The 24,339-nt window shown below is 61.2% G+C and carries 20 protein-coding genes; 10 read left to right on the forward strand and 10 right to left on the reverse strand.

From position 1 onward, the window contains the following. Nucleotides 1–33: 33 nt before the first annotated feature. A complete protein-coding gene (gene treA, locus BT116_RS00395; protein WP_092156383.1) occupies nucleotides 34–1,662 on the reverse strand; it encodes an alpha,alpha-trehalase TreA in 1,629 nt (542 codons plus the stop codon). A gap of 84 nt (nucleotides 1,663–1,746) precedes the next feature. Continuing rightward, nucleotides 1,747–2,625, reverse strand: coding sequence for a hypothetical protein (locus BT116_RS00400; RefSeq protein WP_072339050.1), 879 nt, complete (start codon nucleotides 2,623–2,625; stop codon nucleotides 1,747–1,749). Between the two features lie 478 nt (nucleotides 2,626–3,103). Between BT116_RS00400 and BT116_RS00405 the strand changes: the two genes are divergently transcribed. The 3 genes from BT116_RS00405 to BT116_RS00415 all read left to right on the forward strand — a co-directional run bounded on the left by BT116_RS00405 (nucleotide 3,104) and on the right by BT116_RS00415 (nucleotide 6,450). Further along, nucleotides 3,104–4,114, forward strand: a complete 1,011-nt coding sequence (locus BT116_RS00405) for a zinc-binding alcohol dehydrogenase family protein (protein ID WP_072339052.1) — start codon at nucleotides 3,104–3,106, stop codon at nucleotides 4,112–4,114. Nucleotides 4,115–4,131: 17 nt separating this feature from the next. Then, nucleotides 4,132–5,658 carry a UxaA family hydrolase gene (locus tag BT116_RS00410; RefSeq protein WP_072339054.1) on the forward strand — a complete coding sequence of 509 codons (1,527 nt, stop codon included), beginning with the start codon at nucleotides 4,132–4,134 and terminating at the stop codon, nucleotides 5,656–5,658. 84 nt (nucleotides 5,659–5,742) lie between these two features. Then, nucleotides 5,743–6,450 carry a FadR/GntR family transcriptional regulator gene (locus BT116_RS00415; protein WP_072339056.1) on the forward strand — a complete coding sequence of 236 codons (708 nt, stop codon included), beginning with the start codon at nucleotides 5,743–5,745 and terminating at the stop codon, nucleotides 6,448–6,450. 145 nt (nucleotides 6,451–6,595) lie between these two features. On the opposite strand, the gene uxuA is transcribed toward BT116_RS00415, so the two are convergent. The 6 genes from uxuA to BT116_RS00445 form a co-directional block, all read right to left on the reverse strand. Further along, nucleotides 6,596–7,783 carry a mannonate dehydratase gene (gene uxuA, locus BT116_RS00420; RefSeq protein ID WP_072339058.1) on the reverse strand — a complete coding sequence of 396 codons (1,188 nt, stop codon included), beginning with the start codon at nucleotides 7,781–7,783 and terminating at the stop codon, nucleotides 6,596–6,598. Between the two features lie 16 nt (nucleotides 7,784–7,799). Further along, a complete protein-coding gene (locus tag BT116_RS00425) occupies nucleotides 7,800–9,257 on the reverse strand; it encodes a mannitol dehydrogenase family protein (RefSeq protein WP_072339060.1) in 1,458 nt (485 codons plus the stop codon). Between the two features lie 17 nt (nucleotides 9,258–9,274). Continuing rightward, entirely contained in the window at nucleotides 9,275–10,567 is a 1,293-nt protein-coding gene (locus BT116_RS00430) for an MFS transporter (protein ID WP_072339061.1), read from the reverse strand. A gap of 78 nt (nucleotides 10,568–10,645) precedes the next feature. After that, on the reverse strand, nucleotides 10,646–11,677 hold the full coding sequence (locus BT116_RS00435) for a Zn-dependent oxidoreductase (protein ID WP_072339063.1): 1,032 nt from the start codon (nucleotides 11,675–11,677) through the stop codon (nucleotides 10,646–10,648). Nucleotides 11,678–11,731: 54 nt separating this feature from the next. Then, nucleotides 11,732–12,943, reverse strand: coding sequence for a D-mannonate dehydratase ManD (gene manD, locus BT116_RS00440; RefSeq protein ID WP_072339065.1), 1,212 nt, complete (start codon nucleotides 12,941–12,943; stop codon nucleotides 11,732–11,734). Nucleotides 12,944–12,947: 4 nt separating this feature from the next. Next, entirely contained in the window at nucleotides 12,948–13,949 is a 1,002-nt protein-coding gene (locus BT116_RS00445; protein WP_072339914.1) for a sugar kinase, read from the reverse strand. A 153-nt stretch (nucleotides 13,950–14,102) separates the two neighbouring features. On the opposite strand from BT116_RS00445, the gene kdgR reads away from it, so the two are divergent. Further along, nucleotides 14,103–14,885, forward strand: a complete 783-nt coding sequence (gene kdgR, locus BT116_RS00450; RefSeq protein WP_003200849.1) for a DNA-binding transcriptional regulator KdgR — start codon at nucleotides 14,103–14,105, stop codon at nucleotides 14,883–14,885. Between the two features lie 219 nt (nucleotides 14,886–15,104). Here the strand turns inward: kdgR and BT116_RS00455 are convergent, their stop codons facing one another. Beyond that, nucleotides 15,105–16,661, reverse strand: a complete 1,557-nt coding sequence (locus tag BT116_RS00455; protein ID WP_072339067.1) for a carbohydrate porin — start codon at nucleotides 16,659–16,661, stop codon at nucleotides 15,105–15,107. A 170-nt stretch (nucleotides 16,662–16,831) separates the two neighbouring features. Between BT116_RS00455 and BT116_RS00460 the strand changes: the two genes are divergently transcribed. From BT116_RS00460 to BT116_RS00485, 6 genes are all read left to right on the forward strand, one after another. Next, nucleotides 16,832–18,106, forward strand: coding sequence for an ABC transporter substrate-binding protein (locus tag BT116_RS00460; protein ID WP_072339069.1), 1,275 nt, complete (start codon nucleotides 16,832–16,834; stop codon nucleotides 18,104–18,106). Nucleotides 18,107–18,127: 21 nt separating this feature from the next. Then, entirely contained in the window at nucleotides 18,128–19,093 is a 966-nt protein-coding gene (locus BT116_RS00465; protein ID WP_072339072.1) for a carbohydrate ABC transporter permease, read from the forward strand. Then, nucleotides 19,090–19,932 carry a carbohydrate ABC transporter permease gene (locus tag BT116_RS00470; RefSeq protein ID WP_038858890.1) on the forward strand — a complete coding sequence of 281 codons (843 nt, stop codon included), beginning with the start codon at nucleotides 19,090–19,092 and terminating at the stop codon, nucleotides 19,930–19,932. Before BT116_RS00465 ends, BT116_RS00470 begins: the two co-directional genes overlap by 4 nt. Before the next feature lie 31 nt (nucleotides 19,933–19,963). Next, a complete protein-coding gene (locus BT116_RS00475) occupies nucleotides 19,964–21,109 on the forward strand; it encodes an ABC transporter ATP-binding protein (RefSeq protein ID WP_072339074.1) in 1,146 nt (381 codons plus the stop codon). Continuing rightward, nucleotides 21,106–22,608, forward strand: a complete 1,503-nt coding sequence (locus BT116_RS00480) for a glycoside hydrolase family 32 protein (protein WP_072339076.1) — start codon at nucleotides 21,106–21,108, stop codon at nucleotides 22,606–22,608. Before BT116_RS00475 ends, BT116_RS00480 begins: the two co-directional genes overlap by 4 nt. A 75-nt stretch (nucleotides 22,609–22,683) precedes the next feature. Continuing rightward, nucleotides 22,684–23,676 carry a LacI family DNA-binding transcriptional regulator gene (locus tag BT116_RS00485; protein ID WP_063321673.1) on the forward strand — a complete coding sequence of 331 codons (993 nt, stop codon included), beginning with the start codon at nucleotides 22,684–22,686 and terminating at the stop codon, nucleotides 23,674–23,676. A gap of 48 nt (nucleotides 23,677–23,724) precedes the next feature. Here the strand turns inward: BT116_RS00485 and BT116_RS00490 are convergent, their stop codons facing one another. Then, entirely contained in the window at nucleotides 23,725–24,312 is a 588-nt protein-coding gene (locus BT116_RS00490; protein WP_072339078.1) for a TetR/AcrR family transcriptional regulator, read from the reverse strand. Nucleotides 24,313–24,339 lie beyond the last annotated feature (27 nt).

Consider the following 24,339-nt stretch of genomic DNA (forward strand, 5'->3'; position numbering starts at 1 on the left):
CAAGCTCGCTCCCACAGGGAATGTGTGTGGCATTCACTCACTCATAAGGCTTGACGACGTTTCAGCATATTTACCCAGCAGTTTGAGCGTCACCCCATTTGTCCAGCCGAAGCCGTCCTGCAGTTCATATTCACCGCCTCCCCCGCCGTCACCGCGCCCAGACAGATCGTATTTCTCCACCAGCTTGTTTTCCTTGCGGTAAAGGTTCTCGACCTGCTGCAAGAAGCGGCTGCCAATTTGCTGCGCCAGGGCGGTTTGCCGGTATCGGTCCAGCCCCTCCACCGCGACCCATTGCAACGGTGCCCAGCCATTGGGTTCGTCCCACTGCTGGCCATTGCTGACCTGGGTGGTGGCGATGCCGCCGGGGCGCAACAGGCCGTCACGTACCGCATCGGCGGTGCGATTGGCATGCTCGACAGACGCCAGCCCCGTATACAGCGGGAAAAGCGTCGCGGCCGTGAGCTGCTGGCGTGGCTGGTTGCGTTGCCAGTCGTAGTCCACGTAGAAACCTTTGTCGGCATTCCACAAATGCTTCTCGATGGCACGCTGGCGCAACTCGGCGCGCCGGCCGTAAGCCTGGACACAGGGGATGTTCTGCACCGTCTCGCAAGCTTTGGCGATGGTGTTTTCGAGATGATAAATCAGGCTGTTGAGGTCCACGGGCACGATGGCCGTGGTGCGTATGCTCGCCAGGTTCTGGCCGTCGTCCAACCAGCGCGAGCTGAAGTCCCAACCGCTTTCAGCGCCGGCGCGCAGGTCACGCCAGACCTCTTCCTTGGGCCGGTCCGGCGCTCGCTCGGCGGTGCTGACATCTTGCAACCAGGACTCCTGTCGAGGCGTCGGACTGGCATCCCAATAGCGGTTGAGCACACTGCCATCGGCGAGTTTGACCACGTGTCGCGCGGCCGAACCGGGCTTGAGTGACTGGGCGCCCTCCATCCAATAGGCATACTCCTTCTGCAACTGCGGCAGGTATCGTCCATAGGCCTGGTCACCTTCGATACGCGCCTGCAACTCCACCATGTAAGCGAAGAATGGAGGCTGCGACCGGCTCAAGTAGTAGCTGCGATTGCCGTTGGGAATGTGGCCGTAGGTGTCGATCATGTAGGCAAAGTTGTCGGTCATCTGCCGGACCTGGGCCTTATCACCGCTCTGCTCAAGACCCAACATAGTGAAATATGAATCCCAGTAATACATCTCGCGAAAGCGTCCGCCGGGCACCACATAGGGCTGCGGCAGGGGCAACAAACTGCTGTAGGCCGGCACCTGGCTGTAGGATCGACTCAGTACCGGCCAAAGGCTGTCGATATGTTCCTTGATCGGAGCGCCGGGCTTGGGAGCCGGGCTTTCGACTTCGCCGGATTCGATGAAGTTGTCTTTCACGAAAGACTTGATATCGAAGCCATCGCGATTACGTCGGTCCAGGTAATCGGCGCGGATCTGCGCCGGGTCACGGTTGGGCAGTGCGTCCACGAAATGCTTCTGGTCGGTGAACACCTGCTCGCGTTGCACCGCTTCAAAGAGTTCGGGGTAGGTTTGGTCGGGAGGGAGATTGGCCCGTCCTTGAGCGTCTGCATAGCTCCATGTCGCGGGCGGCTGGCTTGAACACGCTACGCACAGCAGCGCGGCAAAGGAAAGGCTGGTGAAGTACAGAGGTCGCATCGGCTGCTCCATCATGTTGTCGTTCCTGACAAACGAGTGACATGACCGGATAGACCCGGGTTCAGTAAAAAATCTTCGATAGCCTCACTCGTATTGACTCAACTCATTCCATTGTCCATTGAAGACACTGCCATCCTGCACCGACGCCAAGGGAATACCGACCACATAGTTGATGTGGATGGCCTGGATGATTTCTTTCGTTGTCGCGCCGTTGCCCTGCGCCGCATCGAACATCGGATTGGCAACATTCGCCGAATCCACCCGCAATATCGCCAGGTTCTCGTACTGACCACTGACGATATGCTTGGCGTAAGTGCTGTACTGACTCTTGAGATGCTTCTCGGGGAACAGGTATACGCGGTGACGGGTGACTTCCTGTTCGTCGTCGGCCACCAACTCTTCATAGGCATAGGCCAGTTCGCTGAGAAAATGCCGGTGGTGCAACGACAGATCCAGCCTATCGATCTCTTGGACTGCTTTGCCGTAAAAGGAATTCTTCGCCCTATGGGCCTTGGCCTGTCGCTCGTCGAACAAGTCCTCGTCCAACGGTGCCGAGACGCTGCGCAGCTTCTCGACGTACCTTGCCAGAATCTCTTTGAGGTCCGCGTCGGCCGCAACAACGCCTTTTTTTGCGGGAATGGGCGGATAGACACCGACCTGCTCGACATAGGGAATATCGTCTACGACGGCAAAATCCTTGTTGGAAAAAGCGATCTGCACCCTCGCCGTTGCCGCTCGCTCATTGAAAAGGATCGTGCGCGGTGAATAACCTGCCACCGCCAGGTCCTTGAGGAGCATCTTGAAGCGTGCAAGGCGATTGTGTTCGCGCATCTCAATCCGGTTCTTTTGAGTTGCACCGAATGCCTGGGCCGCGGATGCCTTTCGTTTGGCGGCGGGGGCCAGCCCGGCGGCGCTGATATTCGCCAGGTTAGCCTTGTTCGTCACATGGTAAAGAAATGACATGGCGCCTCCTTGGCGGTGCGGTGGACACGAAAATCACGTTGCCTCTACGAACCAGGCCCAGCACCCGAGCGCTGGCTGGGTGAATCAATCGGCCCCGGGGCCGGCAGGTTGATCCTAAGTACAGTAGCCCCAGTCCTTCCAAAAGCAACCCGTCGGTTGGAGATTCCGGCAAAGGCGACTCGCATTCGATCATGACAGGCCCAAGCAGCCGTCCACCCTGTCGGTCACCGGAATGCACTCAATGCATCCGTGGGGAAATCGGGTCAGCGTTACAAGCCCTATTGGTCAGTCCAATCTTGTTTTTTATTAATTGGTCTTGCCAATATTTTTCTTGGCGTGTAGTTTCGAACCCAGATCATCGGTGCAGGTCACTGCCCGCCTACAACAAAAAAGAGCCTCGGTCCCGGCAGCCGCGCGCTCACACCCTCCTCCCGAGCGCAGGTAGCCACTGCTTGCGCGCCAGCCAAGGAACATCGACATGCTGACTGTCATCTGCAACGAACCCGGCTCGCTAACCGCCATCGAACGTGAAAAACCCTCCAGGAAACCGGGGGAGATCCTCATCCGGGTCAAGCGCGTCGGGGTCTGCGGCACCGACCTGCACATCTTCACTGGCAATCAGCCGTACCTCGAATATCCGCGCGTCATGGGCCACGAGTGCTCCGGGGTTGTCGACGAGACGGACAGCGCCAGCGACCTCGCCATCGGTGATGTCGTCTATGTGATGCCCTACCTTTCCTGCGGGACATGTATCGCCTGCCGCCAGGGCAAGACCAACTGCTGCACCCGCATTCAAGTACTGGGAGTTCATTGCGACGGAGCGTTCACTGAGTACCTGAGCGTTCCCCACGAATTCGTGCACAAGGCTGTGGGTGTTTCCCTTGATCAGGCGGCGATGATCGAGTTTCTGTCGATCGGCGCGCACGCTGTGCGACGCTCAAATGTCCAGGCGGATAAACGCGCGCTGGTGGTCGGCACCGGCCCGATCGGCATGGCCGCGGCAATCTTCGCCAGCCTGCGTGGGGCGCAAGTCACCGTCCTGGATACCCGTGAGGATCGTCTTGCGTTCTGCAAGCAACACTTGGCTATCCACGCCGCAGTGCACATCGGCGAAGGCGACAAGCAGACCCTGGCTGAACTGACGGGGGGTGATTTTTTCGACGTCGTGTTCGATGCCACCGGTAACGCACGGGCCATGGAACGCGGGTTCGAGTTCATCGCCCATGGCGGTACCTATGTGATGATTTCGGTGGTGCGGGACTCCATCACCTTCTCCGACCCTGAATTCCACAAGCGTGAAGCCACGCTGATGGGCAGCCGCAACGCTACCCAGGAAGACTTCCGACACGTCGAGCGATGCCTGCGCGACGGATTGATTCCGGATACGGCCCTGAACACCCACCGACTGACGCTGGGCGACGTGGCCGATTCGTTCGCCACATTACTCGACCCCAGCCAGGGCGTCGTCAAAGCCATCATCGAGTGCTAGGAATCGGAGAACGCCGCATGAACCCGCCCTCTTCTTTACTGGTGCTGGCACCGGGTGATGATGTCGCAGTGGCCCGGGGCGATATCGCCGAAGGTCAGCACGTGAGTGCCGACGGCATCACCCTGACCGCCCGGCAGCCGGTTCCGTCCGGTCACAAGATCGCCCTGCGCTCGGTGTTGGCCGGCCAACGGGTGCTCAAGTACGGTCAGACCATTGGCCAGGCAACGCGGGACATCGAGCCCGGCGACTACGTCCACGTGCACAACCTGGACATGCCCGCCACCAATGCCGAACACCGCGTACGGAACGTCTATGTGCCCACTTCGTTGAGCAATGATCCCGCTACGTTCGAAGGTTACGTCCGTGAGGATGGGCGCGTCGGTACCCGCAACTACATCGGTGTCATTTCCAGCGTCAACTGCTCGGCAACCGTCTGCAAACACATCGCCAACGCCTTTTCCCTGGAACGCCTGAAAGACTTTCCCAACGTCGATGGCGTCGTGGCGATCACCCACGGCAGCGGTTGTGGCATGGGCGCCAAGGGTGAAGGCATCGACATTCTCAAACGCACCTTGCGCGGTTATGCCGCTCACGCCAACTTCGCCGGCGTGCTCTTGATCGGCCTGGGGTGCGAAGTCAACCAACTGACCCCGTTGATGAATGAACTGGGGGATCGCCGCGCTGTGCTGAAGGCCAGCCTGATCATTCAGGAGGAAGGCGGTACTCGCGAAGCCGTGCGCCATGGCATCGCCCATATTGAAGCGATGTTGCCTGTCATCAACCAATACCAACGGTCGAGCGTTGCCGCCAGCCACTTATGCGTCGGTTTGCAATGCGGCGGCTCGGATGGGTACTCGGGCATCACGGCCAATCCGGCACTCGGCGCGGCCGTGGACCTGTTGGTGCAGCATGGCGGCACCGCGATTCTATCGGAAACGCCGGAAATCTATGGGGCCGAACATTTGCTGACGGCTCGCGCAGCGTCTGCCGAAATCGCTGAAAAATTGATGGAGCGGATCCGCTGGTGGGAAGCTTACGTGCGCCACAACGACGGCGACATGAACAACAACCCTTCGCCGGGCAACAAGGCAGGGGGTATCACCACCATTCTGGAGAAGTCCCTGGGCGCCGTAGCGAAAGCCGGTGCGACCGGGCTGATGGGCGTTTACCAATACGCTGAAACGGTCGATGCCCGAGGCCTCGTGTTCATGGACACGCCCGGCTATGACCCGGTGTCCGCGACCGGCCAGGTGGCCGGGGGCGCGAATCTGATCTGCTTCACCACGGGCCGCGGCTCAACCTACGGTTGCAAACCCACGCCCTCCTTGAAGATCGCCACCCATACTCGCCTGTTCCAACGCATGGAACTGGATATGGATTTCAACGCCGGGGGCATTGTCGATGGGCTGGAGTCGGTGGCACAGGCGGGTGAGCGGTTGTTCCGACTGATGCTGGAGACGGCGTCCGGACACCGCACCCGCAGTGAGGAAAACGGCTTGGGTGATAACGAGTTCCTGCCTTGGCAGATCGGTGCGGTGATGTGAATGGCAGAGTCATTGCTCCCACATAAATGAACATCATCAAGCGCCTATGGTAGCCTTTGCGGACTCTCCGATGGACGCCACCCCATGGTCTCACCGATCAACACCGCCGAGCGAAAGCCGTACCAGAAAATCGCCGATCAACTGCGCAGCTACATCGCCCAGGGAGATTTCAAGGCAGGCTCCAGGCTTCCCCCCGAGCGGGACTTGACCCAACTGTTGGGGGTTTCCAGGCCGTCGCTTCGCGAGGCGCTGATTGCCTTGGAAATAGACGGTGACATCGAGATCAAGATGGGCTCCGGCGTGTACGTGCGCACCAAGCCCAAGGACGGAAAAAACCCGAGCATGACCTTGGGCGAGAGCCCGTCGGAACTGATGCAGGCTCGCGCCTTGATCGAAGGTGAGTCGGTGATCCTGGCGTGCTTGCACGGCAAGAAAAGCGACTACCGCTATCTGCAGGAATGTATCGATGCCATGCGCGCAAGCATTGCCAATGGCCTGCCTCCGCTGGAGGATGATCGTCGATTCCATCAGCGCCTGGCCAAGATGAGCGGCAACTCGGCCCTGGTCCGGATCATCACTGCGCTCTTTGATGAACGACACAACCCGATTTCGGCCCACCTGAGCAAACACTCGGAAAATGCCCTGACGTGGGAAGCTGCGGTCGTCGAGCATGAGGCGATCCTGCACGCCGTAGCCAGCAAGGATGTGCTCGGCGCCCAAACCTCGATGCGCCAGCATCTGAGCCGTTCGGAGAACCGTTGGCTGCAAGCGCTGGAACCGGAGGGGGCTTGACTCAGTTGTTGGCGTACCGCCGCGGATTTTGATCGTTCCCACGCTCTGCGTCACACCCCAGAAGCGGAACGCGAAGCGTCCCTGGCGACATTCCCACGCAGGAGCGTGGGAACGATCAACGACCAAAAGCTCCCTCGCCACGAGGTCAGTGCGCTACTTGGCTCAGTTGTTGGCGTACCGCCAGTTCCACGCCGCGGATTTCGGCCAGGCCCTTGAGGCGGCCGATCAGTGAGTAGCCGGGATTGCTTTTGCGCTGTTGATCGTCCAGCAGTTGATGCCCGTGGTCGGGACGCAGCGGCAAGCGCGGGCCGCCTTCGCGCTTACGTCGGAGCTCTTCAGCCACCAGGGCAGCGATGACCCCGACCATGTCGACGTCGCCGTCCAGGTGATGGGCTTCATGGAAGCTGCGTGGGTCGGTTTCCCGACGGGTTGAGCGCAGGTGGGTGAAGTAGATGAACGGCGCAAAGTGCTTGGCCATCGCCACCAGGTCGTTGTCTTCGCGCACGCCATAGGAGCCGGTACAGAACGTCAGGCCATTGGCCGGGCTTGGAGCCGCGTCCACCAGCCACTGGGCGTCTTCGGCAGTGGAGAGGATGCGTGGCAAGCCGAGCAACGCCCGGGGCGGGTCGTCCGGGTGGATCGCCATGCGCACCCCCACCTCCTCTGCCACCGGGATCACCGCACGCAAGAAATACCCCAGGTGTTCACGCAACCTGGCCTCGTCGATGTCGGCGTAGGTACGCAGCAAGTCACGCAGGTTGTCCAGACTGTAGTGCTCCTCGGCACCGGGCAAGCCAGCAATCAGGGTATTGACCAAGGTTTCGCGCCGGGCCGGCGTCAGTTGTTCGAAGTAGGCCTTGGCCTGATGGATGTCCTCGGCGCTGTATTCGCTCTGCGCGCCTGGGCGCTGAAGGATGAACAGGTCGAAGGCGGCAAACGCGGTTTGATCGAAACGCAAGGCCCAACCGCCATCCGCCAGCTCAAAAGACAAATCGGTTCGGGTCCAGTCCAGCACCGGCATGAAGTTGTAGCAGACGATATCGATGCCGCAGCTCGCCAGGTTGCGCACGCTTTGCTGGTAGTTGGCGATGTACTCGTCACGCCGCCCGCAGCCGCGCTTGATGTCTTCGTGCACCGGAATGCTTTCCACCACCGACCAGCTCAGGCCGGCCGCTTCGATCATCTGCTTGCGCGCCGCGATGGCGTCTACCGGCCATACCTGGCCATTGGGAATCTCGTGCAGCGCGGTGACGATGCCGGTCGCACCGGTCTGGCGAATGTCCGCCAGGGAAATCGAATCTTTGGGGCCAAACCAACGCCATGTCTGTTCCATGTTCTTCTCCTTTTTATCAGTTGGATGCGGCAAGGGTATTCAACAGGCTATCCACGCCATCGCGCGTCAGGGCGCCGTAGGCGCGGTGCACCGCGTCGCGAAATACTGCGCGAGCCGAGAGCTGCGGTGGGAAGACTTCGTACAGGTCGAGAACGGCGTCTACCCGCGATGCGCCCTCGAATCGTCCCGCAAGATCGGCAAGGGTTGCGCTGAGCGGGTCGTCGACTACATGCGCCGGACGACCAGGCAACGGCTGCGTGCAGTAGTGGATCCATGCCGCGATCCCCAGCGCCGTACAGTCGATGCCGCGCCCCTGGTCGAGCAATTGCTGCGCGCCAAGCAACCAGCGTTGCGGCAGCTTCTGCGAGCCGTCCATGGCGATCTGGCGCAAGCGATGTTGCAAGCTGTCGTTGGCAAAGCGCACCCGCAGGTCGTGGGCATACACAGAAAGATCGATGCCGGCCGGCATGTCCAGGGTGGGTGCGGCTTCCTCGGCCATGTAACGCTCGATGAGGCGCGCCAGCTTCACGTCGCGGACAGCCTCGAAGACCGACTCATGGCCGGCCAGCAACCCCACGTAAGCCAGCAATGAATGGCTGCCATTGAGCATGCGCAGCTTCATGGTTTCAAAGGGGCGTACATCGTCGACCATCTGCACGCCCTCCACTTCCCAGTCCGGGCGGCCGAGGGGAAAGTGATCCTCGATCACCCACTGGCTGAAACGCTCACAGACCACTGCCGCACGGTCGTGGCAGTCAAGTTGTTGCGCCAGTCGGCGGAAGGACTCGTCGTCCATGGCCGGCACGATGCGATCGACCATGCAACTGGGAAACGCCACCTGTTGCTCGACCCAATGCGCCAACGCCTCATCCTGCAACGCCGCCAAGGCACTGACCGCCTGGCGGGTGCGCTGGCCGTTGTCAGGCATGTTGTCGCAGCACAACACGGTGAAGGCCGGGATGCCTGCCGCGCGACGGCGACGCAAGGCTTCAAGGACAATGCCGGGAGCCGAGCGTGGCGTTTGTGGATGCGCGATGTCATGGGCAATCGCCGGATCTTCGCGGCGCAACTGCCCGGAGGAAGGGCTCAGGCAGTAGCCTTTTTCGGTGACGGTGAGCGTGACGATGCGCGTTTGCGGCGCGGCCATGCGCTGCAGCAATTGCTCCAGTTCATCCCCCCCCTCGCCCACATACAAGGCCTGGCGCAACACCCCGATTTCACGCAGCGTCACTTGCTCGCGGTCGCGGTACTCGGCCACATGGTAGCGGCCGTCCTGCTCGCGCAATTGCTCGACCAAGGTGCGATTGGAGCGCAGGTTGGCACTGCATAATCCCCAGTCACTTTCGCCATGGCGATTGAGGTGGCGTTGCAGGTAGACCGCCTGGTGCGCACGGTGAAACGCGCCCAGGCCCAGGTGCACGATACCGATCTGCGTCGCAGTGCCGGTGCAAGGTACACGTTTCACAACAGGCATCGACTCACTCCTTCTGTTCAGGAACGGCCCAGGGCCGAAACGGGCTGCGGGCTCTGTGCCGCCGCGTTGCCGGTATCCGCCACCGACAGCGGTTTAACGTAGCGCGCCACACACACGGCACCGATCACAGTCAGCAGCCCCGCCAGCAGGAATGCACTGGTGAACGAACCGGTGAACTGCACCAGAAAGCCCGTCAAGGTCGGGCCGACAATGCCCGAGGTGTTCGCCAGGAAGTGCATGAAACCGCTGACGCCGCCCACCCGCGCCGCCGGGACGGTGTCCTGGATGATCGCCCAGTAGATGGCGCCGGTGAGGTACAGGAAGAACACCGCCAAGGCGACGAGGATGACGGCCGGATACAGGGTCTTGACCATCCCCGCACAGGCGATGCAAACGGCGCAGGCCAGCAGGCAGGTCACCAGCACCACTTTGCGGGAGAACATCATCTTTCCGGTTTTCTTGAACACGAAGTCGGAGATGAAACCGCCCAAGGCCAGGCCGAGGAAACCCAGCACCCAGGGAATGACCGTGGCGATGCTCATGTCCTTGACGTTCAAGCCGTGGGCCATGGTCAGGTAGCTGGGGAACCAGGTCAGGAAGAAGAACAGGGTGTAGTTATAGGAAAAGAACGCCAGGGAGGTAAACAGCACCGTCGGTTGCTTGAGGTAGAACCGCAGTGGGAACACCGGTTGTGCCGCGAGCTCGCCTTGCCCCTCGGCCCGCAGAATCTCCTCGGCGCCCTCGCCTTCGGGCCGTTCCTTGACGAATTTGAACCATACTGCCGCCCAGACCAGGCCGATCAACATGATGATGATGAACGACATCTTCCAGCCGTAGGTGACGGCGATAAAGCCCACCACCGGGCCGGAAATCGCCCCGCCCAGCGGCGTGCCGGACATCGATGTGCCAATCGCCCGCGCGCGGCGCTTGGGGGTGTACCAATTGTTCACCATCTTGCTGGTGGTGACGCTCAGCGGTCCTTCACCCATCCCGAACAGAATCCGGATGAGCACCAGCGAGGCGAAGCCCACCGTCAACACGGTGAGGCCGCTGAACAGCGACCACAGGACCATGGCCAGCAGCAACGTGGTCTTGGCGCCGTAACGGTCAGCGGCCCAGCCACCGATGAAGTTGAAGACGGCATAGCCGACAAAAAAACTACTGAAGATCATGCCCATCTCACCCGTACTCAGACCGTAGTCCTTCTGGATGAAAGGTGCCGCCACAGACAATGCCGATCGGTCGAGGTAATTGATGACCCCGGCCAGGAACAGCATGATGATGATTAAGCTACGTCCTTGACCAAACATGGTGGAACCTCCCGCTTGTTGTGTTTATTCGGTGAGGGTGCCCATGACAGGCACGATGAAGCCGGTGGTGCCGACAGCTCAGGGATGGGCGTTCGTCAGTTCCACCAGCACTTTTCGGGTTTGCTCGGGGTGTTTTTCGATCAGGTCGATGGCGCCGGGCATTTCGTCGAAGCTGACGCGATGGCTGATCAGGTCCTGGACCTGCAACTTGCCACTGGCGATCAGTTCGATCACCCGCGGGAACTTGCGGTTATTGAGCCGCGAGCCCACCAACGTGAGTTCCTTCTTGATCATTTCCAACTGCACCAGATCACTGGGCGTGGCATTGAAGCCCAGCAACCCGATGCGTCCGGCCGGCGAAGCCAGGCGCACCATCTGCGGCATGAGTGCTGGAATGCAGGCGGCATCGACAATCAACGGCACGCCTTCACCCTGAGTCAATTCACGCATCGTGGTCTCGACGTCGACCTGCTGGCCGTTGAGGGTTCGGCTGGCGCCCAAGGCACGCGCTGTCTCCAGGCGGCTGTCGATAACATCGGTCACGGTGATGTCGGTCAATCCCAGCGCCCGGGCCATCTGCACCAGGGTCAGGCCGATCACCCCGGCGCCATAGATCAGCACGCTGTCGCCCGGATGGGGCTGCATCCGATCGAGCACGTTCAAGGCAATGGAATACGGCTCGACCAGGGCGCCGTGGCTGAGGGACATCGAATCGGGCAAGCGGTGGGCATTCTCGGCCGGTACGCATACCTGCTCGCTGAAACCGCCGTCACGATGCACGCCGATCACTTGCAGCCGGTTGCAGACATTCGGTCGGCCAATCCGACAGGGGTAACAGGTGCCGCAACTGATCACCGGATCGACGCACACCCGGTCACCCACTTGCAGGTGTTCGACGCCCTCGCCGACTTGCCGGACTACGCCGGAGAACTCATGACCGGTGACACGAGGGAAGCGCACGAATGCGTTCTGCCCATGAATGATGTGCATGTCCGAGCCACAGATGCCGGCGTAAGCCACATCGACCTGGACCTCGCCATGGGCGATCTGGGGCCGGTCGACCTGGGCCAGCCCGAACTCGAAGGGTGCTCTTACCTGGAACGCTTTCATCGGGTCACTCCTGACGGGACATTCGCCCCGTTTGCTCAAAGGGTAAAAACCGTTTCACCAATGCCACAGCGTGCCATCTTCAAGACGGTTGACCGGCAGGCTGGCGCGCTTGTACGGGTATTGCCGGGCAAGGTCTTCATCGATGTCGACGCCATGCCCCGGCGTTTCGCCCGGCGTGAAGTGGCCGTCCTCGAAGCGATAGGCATGCGGGAAGACTTGATCAATGCGCGCTTCGTGAGGCATGTGTTCCTGGATGCCGAAGTTGGGCACCCACGTATCGAAATGCAGGGCCGCGCCCATGCACACCGGCGACAGGTCGGTGGCGCCGTGAAAGCCCGTACGCACCTGGAACAGCGCGGCGAAATCGGCAATACGGCGCACGTGGGTAATGCCGCCGGCATGCACCAGCGTCGTGCGGATGTAGTCGATCAATTGTTCCTGGATCAACTCGCGGCAGTCGTGGATGGAGTTGAACACCTCGCCAACGGCCAACGGCGTGGTGGTGTGCTGGCGGATCAGGCGAAAGCTCTGCTGGTTTTCGGCCGGCGTGCAGTCTTCCAGCCAGAACAGGTTGTACGGCTCCACGGCCTTGCCCAGGCGCCCCGCTTCGATGGGCGTGAGGCGATGGTGCACGTCGTGGAGAATATGCAGGTCGTCGCCAAAGCGTTCGCGCACGGCGGCGAACAGCTTGGGGACGTAGTTGAGGTATTTGGCGGTGTCCCAGACGTGTTCGGCGGGCAGGTCGCTGTCGGCCGGTTCATAACGCTCACCGCTGCGCTTGGCGACGCCGTAGGTGGTAGCAATGCCGGGCACGCCGCATTGCACCCGCACGGCTTTGTAGCCCAGTTCGACGTGACGGGCGACTTCGTCCAGGCACCCTTCGATGTCCTTGCCGGTGGCGTGCCCATAGACCATCACCCGCTCGCGGCTCCTGCCACCGAGCAACTGGTACAACGGCATGTTCGCGGCCTTGGCCTTGATATCCCAGAGCGCCACGTCGACGGCGGCAATGGCGGTCATGGTCACCGGCCCCCGGCGCCAGTACGCACCGCGATACAGGTACTGCCAGATATCCTCGATGCGGTGGGCATCGCGGCCGATCAACGCAGGCAGTACGTGTTCCTCCAGATAAGCGACCACCGCCAGTTCGCGGCCATTCAACGTCGCATCGCCAATGCCATAGAGGCCTTCGTCGGTGACGATTTTCAAGGTGACCAGGTTGCGACCCGGGCAGGTCACGATGACGCGCGCTTCAACAATTTTCATAAAGTCAGACCTGTGCAACAGAAGGGAGTGAGGACGTGCCCATGTTCGGCATCGCCGCTTGGGGAATCAGCGCCCCCCGGTACTGGACGACTTGGGCAGCCAGGCGATGGCCCCAGCGGGCGGCTTGCTCTGGATCGCCGCCGCGCAGGCGGCAGGCCAGGTAGGCGGCGTTGAACGAATCACCGGCAGCGGTGGTGTCGATGACTTGGGTAACGGTTTGCGCGGGTACTTCGAAACGCCCTGTCGGGCACTGGATCAAGCAACTGGCGGCGCCGCGCTTGAGGGCCACTTCGCGTATTCCCGCCTCGGCGTAGGCATTGAACAAGGCCTCCGCGTCGCGATAGCCGAACAGGGTCGCGTCATCTTCCCAAGTGACCAGGGCCAGGTCGGTCAGCTGCAACAGGTCGCGATAGGCCTGCCGCGCGGTTTCAGGATCGGGCCAGAGGTGAGGTCGGTAGTTGTTGTCGAAAACGATGCGCGTGCCGGCTCGGCGCGCCAGGTGCAAGGCCTGGATCAGGCGTTGGCGCCCTTCTGGCGTAAGGATCGCCAGGCTGATGCCGCTCAGGTAGACGTAGTCGTAATCGGCCAGCGCAGCGAGCATGGCCTCGGCCTCGGGGCCCTCAAACATGCGCCGCGCCGCCGCTTCCCCGCGCCAATAAAGGAAACGCCGCTCGCCGTGGGGATCGGTCTGGATGAAATACAGCCCCGGTAGCGCGTCTTGGATCACGCGGACATGGGCATCACCAATCCCTTCGCCCAGCCAGGACCGGCGCATGGCAAGGCTGAACGCGTCGCTGCCCACCGCCGTCATGTAGTCCACGGCCACTGCGCCAGGCCAATTCAATCGGGACAGGTAGACCGCGGTGTTGAGCGTATCGCCACCGAAGGTCTGCATGATCGCGGCGCCCGGTTCACCGCGCATCTCGATCATGCATTCCCCCACCAACGCCACCTTCAGCGGGCGGCGGAAGCGGGTTTGCGGGCCATGGTTAAGCATTACATCCATAATCAGCGCGCCTTTCTTGTTTTTAAAACGGCGTTTCATTTTTATCTCAAGGCCCGAGTCTAGTCAGATTTGCCGCCTCGTCAAGTAAAAATGAAACAGCGTTTTGTTCTGCTTGCGTATATCCTTGGGTTTTACTTTCACGTTGGAGCCTTCATGGACAACAGCGTTATTCCAAACAACGATCTGGTGTCGGCGGTGGGCCGGACCATGGCCGTACTCGAGGCCCTGGCCGAGCATCCGGAAGAAAGCGGCGTCTCGGAAATCGCCAACAAGCTGGACATGTCCAAGGCCACGGTTTATCGCTTTTTGCAGTCGCTCAAGGCCCGTGGGTATGTGGTGCAGGACGCCGAGGATCGCTATCGCCTCAGCGTCCGGCTGTTTGAACTGGGGGCCCAGGCCCTGCCCCACCTGGACATCGTCCGGGAAGCGGAGCCGGGCATGCGGCGGATCAACGAGCTGACCGGCGAGACCGTCCACCTGGGGATTCTCGACGAAGGCAGCATCGTCTACGTGCACAAGATCGACTCCAAGTACAACCTGCGCATGTACTCGCGGATCGGCCGGCGGGCGCCGTTGTACTGCACCGGTATCGGCAAGGTGCTGATGGCCTGGCTTGAAGAAGAGGAGTTGCTGGCGCACTTGGCACAGGAAAGCTTCGAGCGTCGCACGGCCAATACCTTGACCAGTGCCGAAGCGTATCTGCAGGAACTGGAGACCGTCCGCCAACAAGGCTATGCCGAGGACCATGAAGAGTTCGAGGACAACATGCGTTGCCTGGCGGCACCGATCCGCGACCGTTTTGGCCATGTGATCGGCGGAATGAGCGTTTCATTTCCCTGCTTTCGCTTCAGGGAAGAGTTGAAGCAGGACTACGTCAAGCAACTGATGCAAGCCACCCAACAGATCTCAAGCCAGTTGGGCTGGCATGCGCGCTAATCGCAAAAGCGGTGGCGAGGGAGCTTGCTCCCGCTCGGCTGCGAAGCAGTCGTGAACCGGTGGGTGCGGTGTGTCTGATGCTCCGCACTTAGCAGGTTTTGGGGCCGCTTCGCGACCCAGCGGGAGCAAGCTCCCTCGCCACAGGTCCATCGTTTTTTCCTGAGTGAACCGTATTACCTGTGGGAGCGGGCTTGCTCCACCAGTTTCAACTGACCGGCATCAGAACCAGGTTTCCATCTGGATGCCGTACTGCCAGACACCGCCGGCGTTGAAGTCAGTCTTGCCGAAGGAGTCCGTGGTGCTGTACCTGTCCAGGTCCGACGACCAGTTCATGACGCTGGCGAACAGGCGCAGCTCAGGACGCGTGAGCAGATCGCCCAGGTCGGGCTTGAAGGTCGGGGCGACCGTGAATTTCCAGAAGTTGCCGTCAACCGCATTGCGTTGCAGGTAGCCCTTGGGGTCCAGCTTCATGGTTTGCCAGCTCATCTCGTAGGCCATCTCGAAATTGCTGTTGATTTCATTGGCCAACCGCACGTTCAGGGTCATCCAACGGTAATCGTCGCCCTTGACGTAGCGGTCCTTGCTTTGCTCAGCCAGCAGGCTCGGGCCAATGCGCCAGTCGGACGCCAAGGGCGTTTCGCCGTACAGCGCCAGGCGCACAGCGCGGGCGTCGTCGATCAGTTCGCCATCCGAGCCAACGTTCTTGACCTCGGCCCCCAACCCCTGCCCATAGAGCAGCGCCGTCTTGAAGAAGCCTTCGCGGCCGAAAAAGTTTTTCTGGTGATTGGCGATCATGCTGTGCAAGCCGGAATCGGCCGGCGTCAGCCCCGCTTCGTTGGTGCGGGTAGCAAAGTCGTTTTTCTTCGAGCCGATGGCGTTGAACATCCACTGCCACTGCCCACCGTCGAAAAACTGGTTGGACGTCAGGATGTAGCTTTCTACATCGGCATTGACGCCGCCCTCACTGAAATCCCCGTAGTTGCGACCGATCAATGAGTAGTTCGAGCGCCAGTTCTTGTTCATCTGTATATCGTAGATACCGCCACCGGTGCCGGCCAGATAGACAACGTCGGAGTCCAGCCAGTGGATGTCGAAATTGTCCCTGTCGAAGCGCTTGCCGGCCCACAGGGTGGAGTTTTCGAACATCGAGTTGCCCTTGAATGCCGCGAGGTGATCGAGTTCGGTAAACACCTGGCGCACGTTCAGGTTGCTTTCATCGGCGGTCCAGTCGTTGGAGCTCTCCACACCATCGGCGATGGAAACCGTGAACTTGGAGTGGGTGCCGTTCTGCGCGTACTGCTCTTTCGACAGGTCGATGCGCATGTAGGTGTCGTCTTCGTTGCCGAGTCGCCCGACCGCGCCACCCACAGAACCGGCCGGAGTGGTGTACGGACCGCCACGACCACCGCCCAATCCATCATTGATCAGCAGCCCGGAGCGGGCGTAGCCCTTGAAGCTGAAGCCGTCGGTAAGGTGTGCGCCACTGCCCTGTTTCTGCGTGCTTTGCTGGCTGGCTTCGAGTTTTGCCAGGCGAGCGTCGAGTGTGGGGACCGTAGCGGCGGATGCCACCGGTTGCACGGCGGGCGTGGCGAGTTTGAGTTGCTGCAACTCCCTGGCGAGTGCCTGGGTTTGCTGTTCGGCGGCGGCGGCGCGTTTTTCCGCTGCGCTGGCACGGGCCTCGAACGCGGCCATTCGCTCTTCCAGAGTCGCGGCCTGAGACGTGGTCGCCGCGGCGCCGAGCACGCCTGCGAGTAGCCAGCTTGATGCTTTCTGCATGTGGATTTTCCCTGTTTTGTTTTTATTGTTCTGTTGCCGCGACCGGCCTTTTTCGCCCAGGTTCTGAATTGTCAAACCAAAGGAAAAAAAGGATGCCTCATCGCAAATACACTGCTACATTTGGCGATGTTAACGTTAACTTTTCTAAAAACAAAAATAAAGAGGGCTTTATGAAACAGCTCAAATCGATCCTTCCAGCGGCACTGCTCGGCCTGTGCGTCGGGTTTCCATCCCTCTCCACAGCCGCCAGCCTGACGATTTCCTGCGGTGCCGTGGGTGCTGAATTGCAACTGTGCAAGGAGGCCGTCGAGGCGTGGTCGAAGCAGACCGGCAACAGCGTCGAAGTGGTTTCCACGCCTAACTCGGCGACCGAGCGGTTGTCGTTCTACCAACAGATCCTCAGTGCGCAATCCAGCGACATCGACATCATCCAGATCGACATGGTGTGGCCGGGAATGTTGGCCAAGCACTTGATGGACCTGCGCGAAGTGCTTCCTGCCAACGCGACCCAGGGTTACTTCCAGGCCCAGGTGGACAACGCTACGGTGAACGGGCGCCTGGTGACCATGCCGTGGTTCACGGACTCGGGGCTGCTGTATTACCGCAAGGACCTGCTCGAGAAGTACAACAAGCCCGTGCCCCAGACCTGGGAAGAAATGACCACGACTGCCAGGACTGTCCAGCAGGCCGAACGCGCTGCCGGGAACGCCAATGCCTGGGGTTATGTATTCCAAGGGCGCGCCTACGAAGGCCTGACGTGTAACGCACTGGAGTGGATCAGCAGCCAGCCGCAAGGCGGGCTGGTCAATCAGCAAGGCGACATCGTGGTCAACAGCCAGGCCTCAAGGGCCGCATTGACCCTGGCCAAAAGCTGGGTGGGAGACATCTCCCCGCGCGGCGTACTCAATTACACCGAGGAAGAAGGACGCGGCGTCTTCCAGTCGGGCAATGCGTTGTTCATGCGTAACTGGCCTTATGTCTGGGCCCTGGTGCAAAGCCAGGACAGCGTCGTGAAGGACAAGGTCGGCGTCGCTCCCCTGCCCCGCGGCGGCGAGACGGGCACTCATGCGTCCACCCTCGGCGGCTGGGGCCTGGCGGTGTCGCGCTACAGCGCCAACCCCAAGCTCGCCGCTGAACTGGTGAGCTACCTGAGCAGCGCCCAACAACAGAAACACCGCGCCCTGGTGGGTGCCTACAACCCGGTGATCGAGTCGCTGTACCAGGATCCCGAGCTGCTCGCGGCCATGCCGTACTACAGCCAACTGCGCAGCATCCTCAATGATGGGGTCATGCGCCCTGCTTCAATCACCGCCGACCGCTATCCACGGGTCTCCAATGCTTTCTTCGATCAAGTGCACGGCGTGCTGGCGGACGAACGGCCGGTCGATCAGGCGCTGGCCGAACTGGAAAGCGAACTCACACGCATCAAACGCCGGAACTGGTAAGCCACAAGGAAGGAAATCACCATGTCTGTCTCCACTACACTCGCCCCCGGCGACGATGAGTACCTGCTCAATCGGGAAACGCCGGTACAACGCCGTCGCGTTCGCGCCGCCTGGCTGTTCCTCAGCCCGATGTTGCTATGCCTGGCCCTGGTGGCGGCCTGGCCGCTGCTGCGCACATTCTGGTTCAGCCTGACCGACGCCAGCCTGGCCGACACGGGCGATGCAACCTTTGTCGGCTTGAGCAATTATCTGTTTCACAGCAGCGCGGGCTGGTCAGGCATCCTGGTCGATCCACAGTGGTGGAACGCGGTGCGCAACACCCTGCATTTCACCGTGGTGTCAGTGGGATTGGAAATCGTACTGGGGCTGATGGTGGCGTTGCTGCTGAACGTCAAGTTCACTGGACGCGCGCTGGTGCGGGCGTTGATCCTGATTCCCTGGGCGATCCCGACCATCGTCTCGGCGAAAATCTGGTCATGGATGCTCAACGACCAGTTCGGCATCATCAATAACCTGATGCTCGGCCTCGGTCTGATCGATGCGCCCCTGGCCTGGACAGCCGACGCGGACCTGTCGATGTGGGCCGTGATCATCGTCGACGTCTGGAAGACCGTGCCTTTCGTCACGCTGCTGATGCTGGCGGCCTTGCAGATGTTGCCCAGCGACTGCTACGAAGCCGCCAGGGTCGATGGCATTCACCCGGTGAAAGTGTTCTGGTGGGTCACCCTGCCGCTGCTGATGCCGGCATTGCTGGTGGCGGCGATCTTTCGCATCCTCGATTCCTTGCGGGTGTTCGATGTCATCTATGTGCTGACCTCGAACTCATCGAGCACCATGAGCATGTCGGTCTATGCCCGTCAGCACCTGGTGGAATTCCAGGACGTCGGTTACGGCAGCGCCGCTTCGACCTTGCTGTTTCTGGTCGTGGCGGTAATCGCCATGGCGTACCTGTACCTCGGACGCCGTCAGCTGGAGGTTCGTTCATGAGCCCGCGCCTGCTGAAAAAAGCCCTGCTGCGCGCCGGGTTCTGGTGCCTGATCGGGATCTTGCTGCTGTACGCGGTCTTCCCGTTCTACTACGCCATCGTGACGTCGCTGAAGCCGTCCAGCGCCTTGTTCCAGGTGAGCTACTGGATCGATAACCCCGACTTCTCCAACTATGCCGCCGTGCTGAGCCAGGCCTCGTTCCTGCGGGCCATCGGCAACTCGCTGGTGGTTGCGCTGAGCGTGGTCGCGCTGGCGTTGTTCCTCAGCCTGACCGCCGCCTATGCCCTGGGCCGGGTGAAGTTTCGCGGACGCGGCGTGGTGTTGATGATGGTCCTGGGCGTCTCGATGTTTCCACAAGTCGCGGTGCTGTCGGGATTGTTCGAAGTGATACGTGCCCTGGGCCTGTACAACACGTCCTGGGCGTTGATCCTGAGCTACACGATCTTCACCTTGCCCTTCACCGTCTGGGTACTGACCACCTTCATGGGACAACTGCCTCATGAGCTGGAAGAGGCTGCGATCATGGACGGTGCGTCACCCTGGGTCACGCTGACCCGCGTGCTGTTGCCGCTGCTCTGGCCGGCACTGGTCACCACGGGGCTTCTGGCCTTCATCGCCGCCTGGAACGAGTTCCTGTTTGCCCTGACCTTCACCCTGACCGACTCGCAACGCACGGTCCCGGTCGCCATCGCGCTGATTTCCGGCGGCAGCCCTCATGAATTGCCTTGGGGCTTGTTGATGGCGGCGTCGGTGCTGGTCACGGTCCCATTGGTGATTCTGGTGCTGATCTTCCAGCGCCGCATCGTTTCCGGCCTCACTGCCGGTGCGTTAAAGGGTTGAGGCCCAACACAGACAAGAAAGGAACAGCATCGTGATCAAGTTGAAGCTGGACAACGTGAACAAACAATTGGGCGGCGCACGCATTCTTCGCGACGTCAGCCTGGAAATCTCGGCGGGTGAATTCGTGGTTTTCGTCGGCCCTTCGGGCTGCGGAAAGTCAACCTTGCTGCGGCTGATCGCCGGGCTGGATTCGATCTGTGACGGCGACCTGCTGATCGACGGACGCCGGGTCAATGACCTGGAACCGCGCGAGCGTGGCGTCGGCATGGTGTTCCAGTCCTATGCGCTGTACCCGCACATGAGCGTCTACGACAACATCAGCTTTGGCCTCAAACTGGCCAAGACCGAAAAAGCCAGCCTGCGCGAGCGAGTGCTGAAAACCGCGCAAATCCTGCAGTTGGACAAACTGCTGCAGCGCAAGCCACGGGAACTGTCGGGTGGCCAGCGCCAGCGGGTGGCCATGGGCCGGGCCATGGCGCGGGAACCGGACATCCTGTTGTTCGACGAGCCATTGTCCAACCTCGACGCCTCCCTGCGCGTGCAGATGCGCAACGAAATCGCTCGGCTACATGGGCGGCTGGGCTCGACCATGATCTACGTGACCCACGACCAGGTTGAAGCGATGACCCTGGCCGACAAGATTGTCGTGCTCAATGGCGGCCGCATCGAGCAGGTCGGCTCGCCACGCGAACTCTATGAGCACCCGGCCAGCCGCTTTGTCGCCGGTTTCCTCGGTTCGCCCAAGATGAACTTTCTGCCGGCGCGCCTGCACTCCCCAGGTGAAACCAGCCAGATCGACAGCCCTTTATTGGGCATGACGCCCCTTCCCTTCGACAGCGCCCACCTGGCGGCGGGCAGTCCGCTGACCCTGGGGATTCGCCCGGAACACATGTCGCTCAAAGCGGCGCAAGGCAGCGCCGGGGTCGGCGTGGTCGGGGTCGAATACCTGGGCAGCGAAACCTACGTGCACCTGGAGTCAGGCGAGGATGAACCGTTGATCTGTCGCTGCGAAGTCAACGCCGGATGGCGAGTGGGCGATCGAGTTGAACTGCAACTGGCGTTCGGCAGCGTGCATCTGTTCGACGCGGATGGCACAGCCTTGAGACGCCATCCTGCTGTTATTGAAGTCCTCCCGGAGGACGTCCCGCAGCGCTCGCCAAAAGCAGGCGCCCTATGACTGTGTCTGTGAATGCCATGAACGCCCCCATGCCCTCCCCCCTTGAACATGCGCAGCAAGCGCTGAGTGAAGGTCAGTCTCGTCTCATCGGCGATTATCGACCGGACTATCATTTGGCGCCTGTCGCAGGCTGGATGAACGACCCTAACGGGGTGGTGTTTTTCCGTGGCGAGTATCACGTGTTCTACCAACACCACCCTTTCGATGCCAAATGGGGTCCGATGTATTGGGGGCACGCCAAGAGCACCGACCTGGTCCATTGGCAGCATCTGCCCCTCGCCCTGGCGCCAGGCGATGATTTCGACCGCCACGGCTGTTTTTCCGGTAGCGCGGTGGTGTGTGGCGACACCTTGGCGCTGATCTACACCGGGCACACCTGGCTGGGAGATGTGGGCGACGAACGCTTTATCCGCCAGGTCCAGTGCCTGGCCACCAGTGACGACGGCATCCGGTTCGTCAAGCATGGCGCCGTCATCGAGAACGCGCCGCAAGAAACGATCATGCACTTTCGCGACCCCAAGGTCTGGCGGGAGGATGGCTATTGGTACCTGATTGCCGGCGCGCGCCTGGGCGACAAGCCGCTGTTGCCGCTGTACCGCTCCACCGACCTGCACACCTGGGACTTCCTCGACTACGTGTCCAGTGGCAATGAGGGCGATGGCTACATGTGGGAATGCCCGGACCTGTTTCGCCTCAACGGGTGTGACGTGCTGCTTTACTCCCCCCAGGGGATGAAACCCGAAGGTTACGAACGCCTCAACAAGTACCAGACCGGTTATCGCATTGGCCGGCTCGACAGCGAATGGCACTTCACCGGCGGGCCGTTCATCGAACTGGATAACGGTCACGATTTCTATGCCGCGCAAACCTTGGAGACCGCCGATGGTCGGCGCCTGGTGTGGGCTTGGCTGGACATGTGGGAAAGCCCGATGCCGAGCCAGGCCCATCACTGGTGCGGCATGCTCGGTTTGCCTCGCGAGCTTGAACTGCACGGCGATCGCCTTGGCGTGTTTCCGGCACGGGAACTGACCGCGCTGCGCCAGGCGCCGCTACCGAGCGTCGCGCCGTGGGGCGAGTCGGGCAGCCGCTGGGTGCCGCAAGTGAAGGGCGACAGGCTCGAAATCCATGTGCACCTGGATCTGCTCGGCTGCACCGAAGGCCACCTGGGCATTGCCTTGCGCTGCAGTGCCGATGAGCAGGAACAGACCCTGCTTTATTACGACGCGTCGCTGCGACGCCTGGTACTCGATCGCAGCCGCTCGGGTGCGCAAGTGAGCGGTCAGCGCAGCGTGTCGATCGAGCCTTCGCAAACACAGCTGCACCTGCGGGTATTTCTCGATCGCTCGTCCATCGAGGTGTTCGAGGAAAACGGCCGCTTCAGCTTCAGCAGCCGCCTCTATCCGCGGCCCGACAGCCTCGGGGTGAAACTATTGGCGAACGGGACTGGCGGGCGCGTCGCCATTCCCAAGGCGTGGCCGCTGGACTCGGGTTGGCTGTGAGTACCGTCATTCGAGTCGCGAGAAGCCCAGGGCCTGTGTCATGATTCGGCGTCAACCTGACTGGCCGCACTTCGCATGACTTCCGTGAAAGACGTTGCACAGCTGGCCGGCGTATCCCTGATGACGGTTTCGCGCGCGCTCAACACGCCGGAAAAACTGAGCCCCGAAACCCTTCAGCGGGTACGTCGCGCCATTGAGGAACTGCAATTCGTACCGAGCCTGTCGGCGCGCAGGATGCGCGGCGACAACCTGCAGGCGCGCACCATCGGTGTGTTCGCACTGGACACCGCGACCACGCCGTTTGCCGTCGAGTTGCTGCTGTCCATCGAACAGACCGCGCAGCAGGCAGGCTGGAACGTCTTCATCCTTAACCTGTTGAGCAACCCGCCCACCGACCAGAACATCGACCTGATGCTGTCGCACCGCCCCGACGGGTTGATCTTCAGTGCCATGGGATTGCGCCAGGTGAGCATTCCCGAACGACTCAAGAGCAAACCGCTGGTGCTCGCCAATTGCCTGGCCGATGACAGCCACTTGGTCAGTTATGTGCCGGATGATGAAGCCGGGCAGCATCGAGCCATGCAGCATGCGTTGAGCCAAGGCTATCGGCGCCCGCTGTGTATCAATTTGCCGAGGAAGAGTCTTGCCTGGGGCCTGCGTCAACAAGGCCTGAAACGCGCCTGTCAGGCCGTCGGGCTGGCACCTGAAGCACTCTTGCAGTACGACCTGTCCGATCACGACGCCTATGATGAAACCGCCGCCATTCTCGACCGGCATATCGTTGACGGCCGTCCGCAATTCGACATCCTGGTCTGCGGCAACGACCGCATTGCCTTTTGCGCCTATCAGTTGTTGCTGGGGCGCGGCCTGAAAATTCCCGACGATGTCGCAGTGCTCGGCTATGACAACATGATCGGCATCGCCGAACTGTTCATGCCGCCACTGACCACGGTACAACTGCCGTACTACGAGATCGGGCGCCAGGCGGCCCGGCACCTGATCGAGAACCTCGAGGTGTCGGGCGCCCAGCCAGTGGATTGCCCCCTGGTGGTCAGGGCGTCGCTATAAGACCGCCACAGGTGCACCGTTTTTCTTAAGTGAACAGCATTTTGATCACTAAGGCTGCTTCGCGGGCGACGACGGCAACGCCGCGATGATCCGGGCGCGGCACACCTCGAGGATTTCATCGGCCAGCGCGGAATCGTCCGGGCAGGCCCGTGACAACACGATCGCACCGACGGCATGCGCCAACATGTCGAGCATTTTTGCCCTGATCGCTTCCTGCGGCGCGTCTTGCCCGGCCTCGTACCGGCTTTCGAGCGCGGCCAGCATGTTCTCGATGCCGTTGGCAAAGGTAGCCTTCAGCTCGGGCGATTGACGGGCAGCGTCGCCACACAGTGCCGCCATGGTGCAACCGCCACCCCGGCCGTCACGGTGGTCCCTGGACACGTAAAGATCGACGAAACCAGCTACGTCGATGCCCGCACTGTCGGTCAGCGACTGCGCAAGGCTATTCGCCGCCGCTTCGGCCATCAGGTCGGCCTTGGAGCCGAAATGCTTGTAGAACCCGCCATGGGTGAAGCCGGCGGCCGCCATCAGGTCCGCCACACCCACGCCGTCAAAGCCTCGCTCGCGAAACAGAACAGAGGCCGTCTCGACGATGTGCTCCCGATTTGCCTGGGCCTGGGCCTTGGTCACCCTCATTTTTCACTCCCTCGTGCAGCTCGAAAT

Origin of the sequence: Pseudomonas sp. NFACC16-2 (assembly GCF_900119205.1) — a bacterium.
Classification (GTDB): domain Bacteria; phylum Pseudomonadota; class Gammaproteobacteria; order Pseudomonadales; family Pseudomonadaceae; genus Aquipseudomonas; species Aquipseudomonas fluorescens_Q.

Excerpts from the sequence above, each read along its gene's own strand:
- treA (WP_092156383.1), bottom strand. The coding sequence starts at position 1,662 with ATGCGACCTCTGTACTTCACCAGCCTTTCCTTTGCCGCGCTGCTGTGC.
- BT116_RS00400 (WP_072339050.1), bottom strand. The coding sequence starts at position 2,625 with ATGTCATTTCTTTACCATGTGACGAACAAGGCTAACCTGGCGAATATC.
- BT116_RS00405 (WP_072339052.1), top strand. The coding sequence starts at position 3,104 with ATGCTGACTGTCATCTGCAACGAACCCGGCTCGCTAACCGCCATCGAA.
- BT116_RS00410 (WP_072339054.1), top strand. The coding sequence starts at position 4,132 with ATGAACCCGCCCTCTTCTTTACTGGTGCTGGCACCGGGTGATGATGTC.
- BT116_RS00415 (WP_072339056.1), top strand. The coding sequence starts at position 5,743 with ATGGTCTCACCGATCAACACCGCCGAGCGAAAGCCGTACCAGAAAATC.
- uxuA (WP_072339058.1), bottom strand. The coding sequence starts at position 7,783 with ATGGAACAGACATGGCGTTGGTTTGGCCCCAAAGATTCGATTTCCCTG.
- BT116_RS00425 (WP_072339060.1), bottom strand. The coding sequence starts at position 9,257 with ATGCCTGTTGTGAAACGTGTACCTTGCACCGGCACTGCGACGCAGATC.
- BT116_RS00430 (WP_072339061.1), bottom strand. The coding sequence starts at position 10,567 with ATGTTTGGTCAAGGACGTAGCTTAATCATCATCATGCTGTTCCTGGCC.
- BT116_RS00435 (WP_072339063.1), bottom strand. The coding sequence starts at position 11,677 with ATGAAAGCGTTCCAGGTAAGAGCACCCTTCGAGTTCGGGCTGGCCCAG.
- manD (WP_072339065.1), bottom strand. The coding sequence starts at position 12,943 with ATGAAAATTGTTGAAGCGCGCGTCATCGTGACCTGCCCGGGTCGCAAC.
- BT116_RS00445 (WP_072339914.1), bottom strand. The coding sequence starts at position 13,949 with ATGGATGTAATGCTTAACCATGGCCCGCAAACCCGCTTCCGCCGCCCG.
- kdgR (WP_003200849.1), top strand. The coding sequence starts at position 14,103 with ATGGACAACAGCGTTATTCCAAACAACGATCTGGTGTCGGCGGTGGGC.
- BT116_RS00455 (WP_072339067.1), bottom strand. The coding sequence starts at position 16,661 with ATGCAGAAAGCATCAAGCTGGCTACTCGCAGGCGTGCTCGGCGCCGCG.
- BT116_RS00460 (WP_072339069.1), top strand. The coding sequence starts at position 16,832 with ATGAAACAGCTCAAATCGATCCTTCCAGCGGCACTGCTCGGCCTGTGC.
- BT116_RS00465 (WP_072339072.1), top strand. The coding sequence starts at position 18,128 with ATGTCTGTCTCCACTACACTCGCCCCCGGCGACGATGAGTACCTGCTC.
- BT116_RS00470 (WP_038858890.1), top strand. The coding sequence starts at position 19,090 with ATGAGCCCGCGCCTGCTGAAAAAAGCCCTGCTGCGCGCCGGGTTCTGG.
- BT116_RS00480 (WP_072339076.1), top strand. The coding sequence starts at position 21,106 with ATGACTGTGTCTGTGAATGCCATGAACGCCCCCATGCCCTCCCCCCTT.
- BT116_RS00485 (WP_063321673.1), top strand. The coding sequence starts at position 22,684 with ATGACTTCCGTGAAAGACGTTGCACAGCTGGCCGGCGTATCCCTGATG.
- BT116_RS00490 (WP_072339078.1), bottom strand. The coding sequence starts at position 24,312 with ATGAGGGTGACCAAGGCCCAGGCCCAGGCAAATCGGGAGCACATCGTC.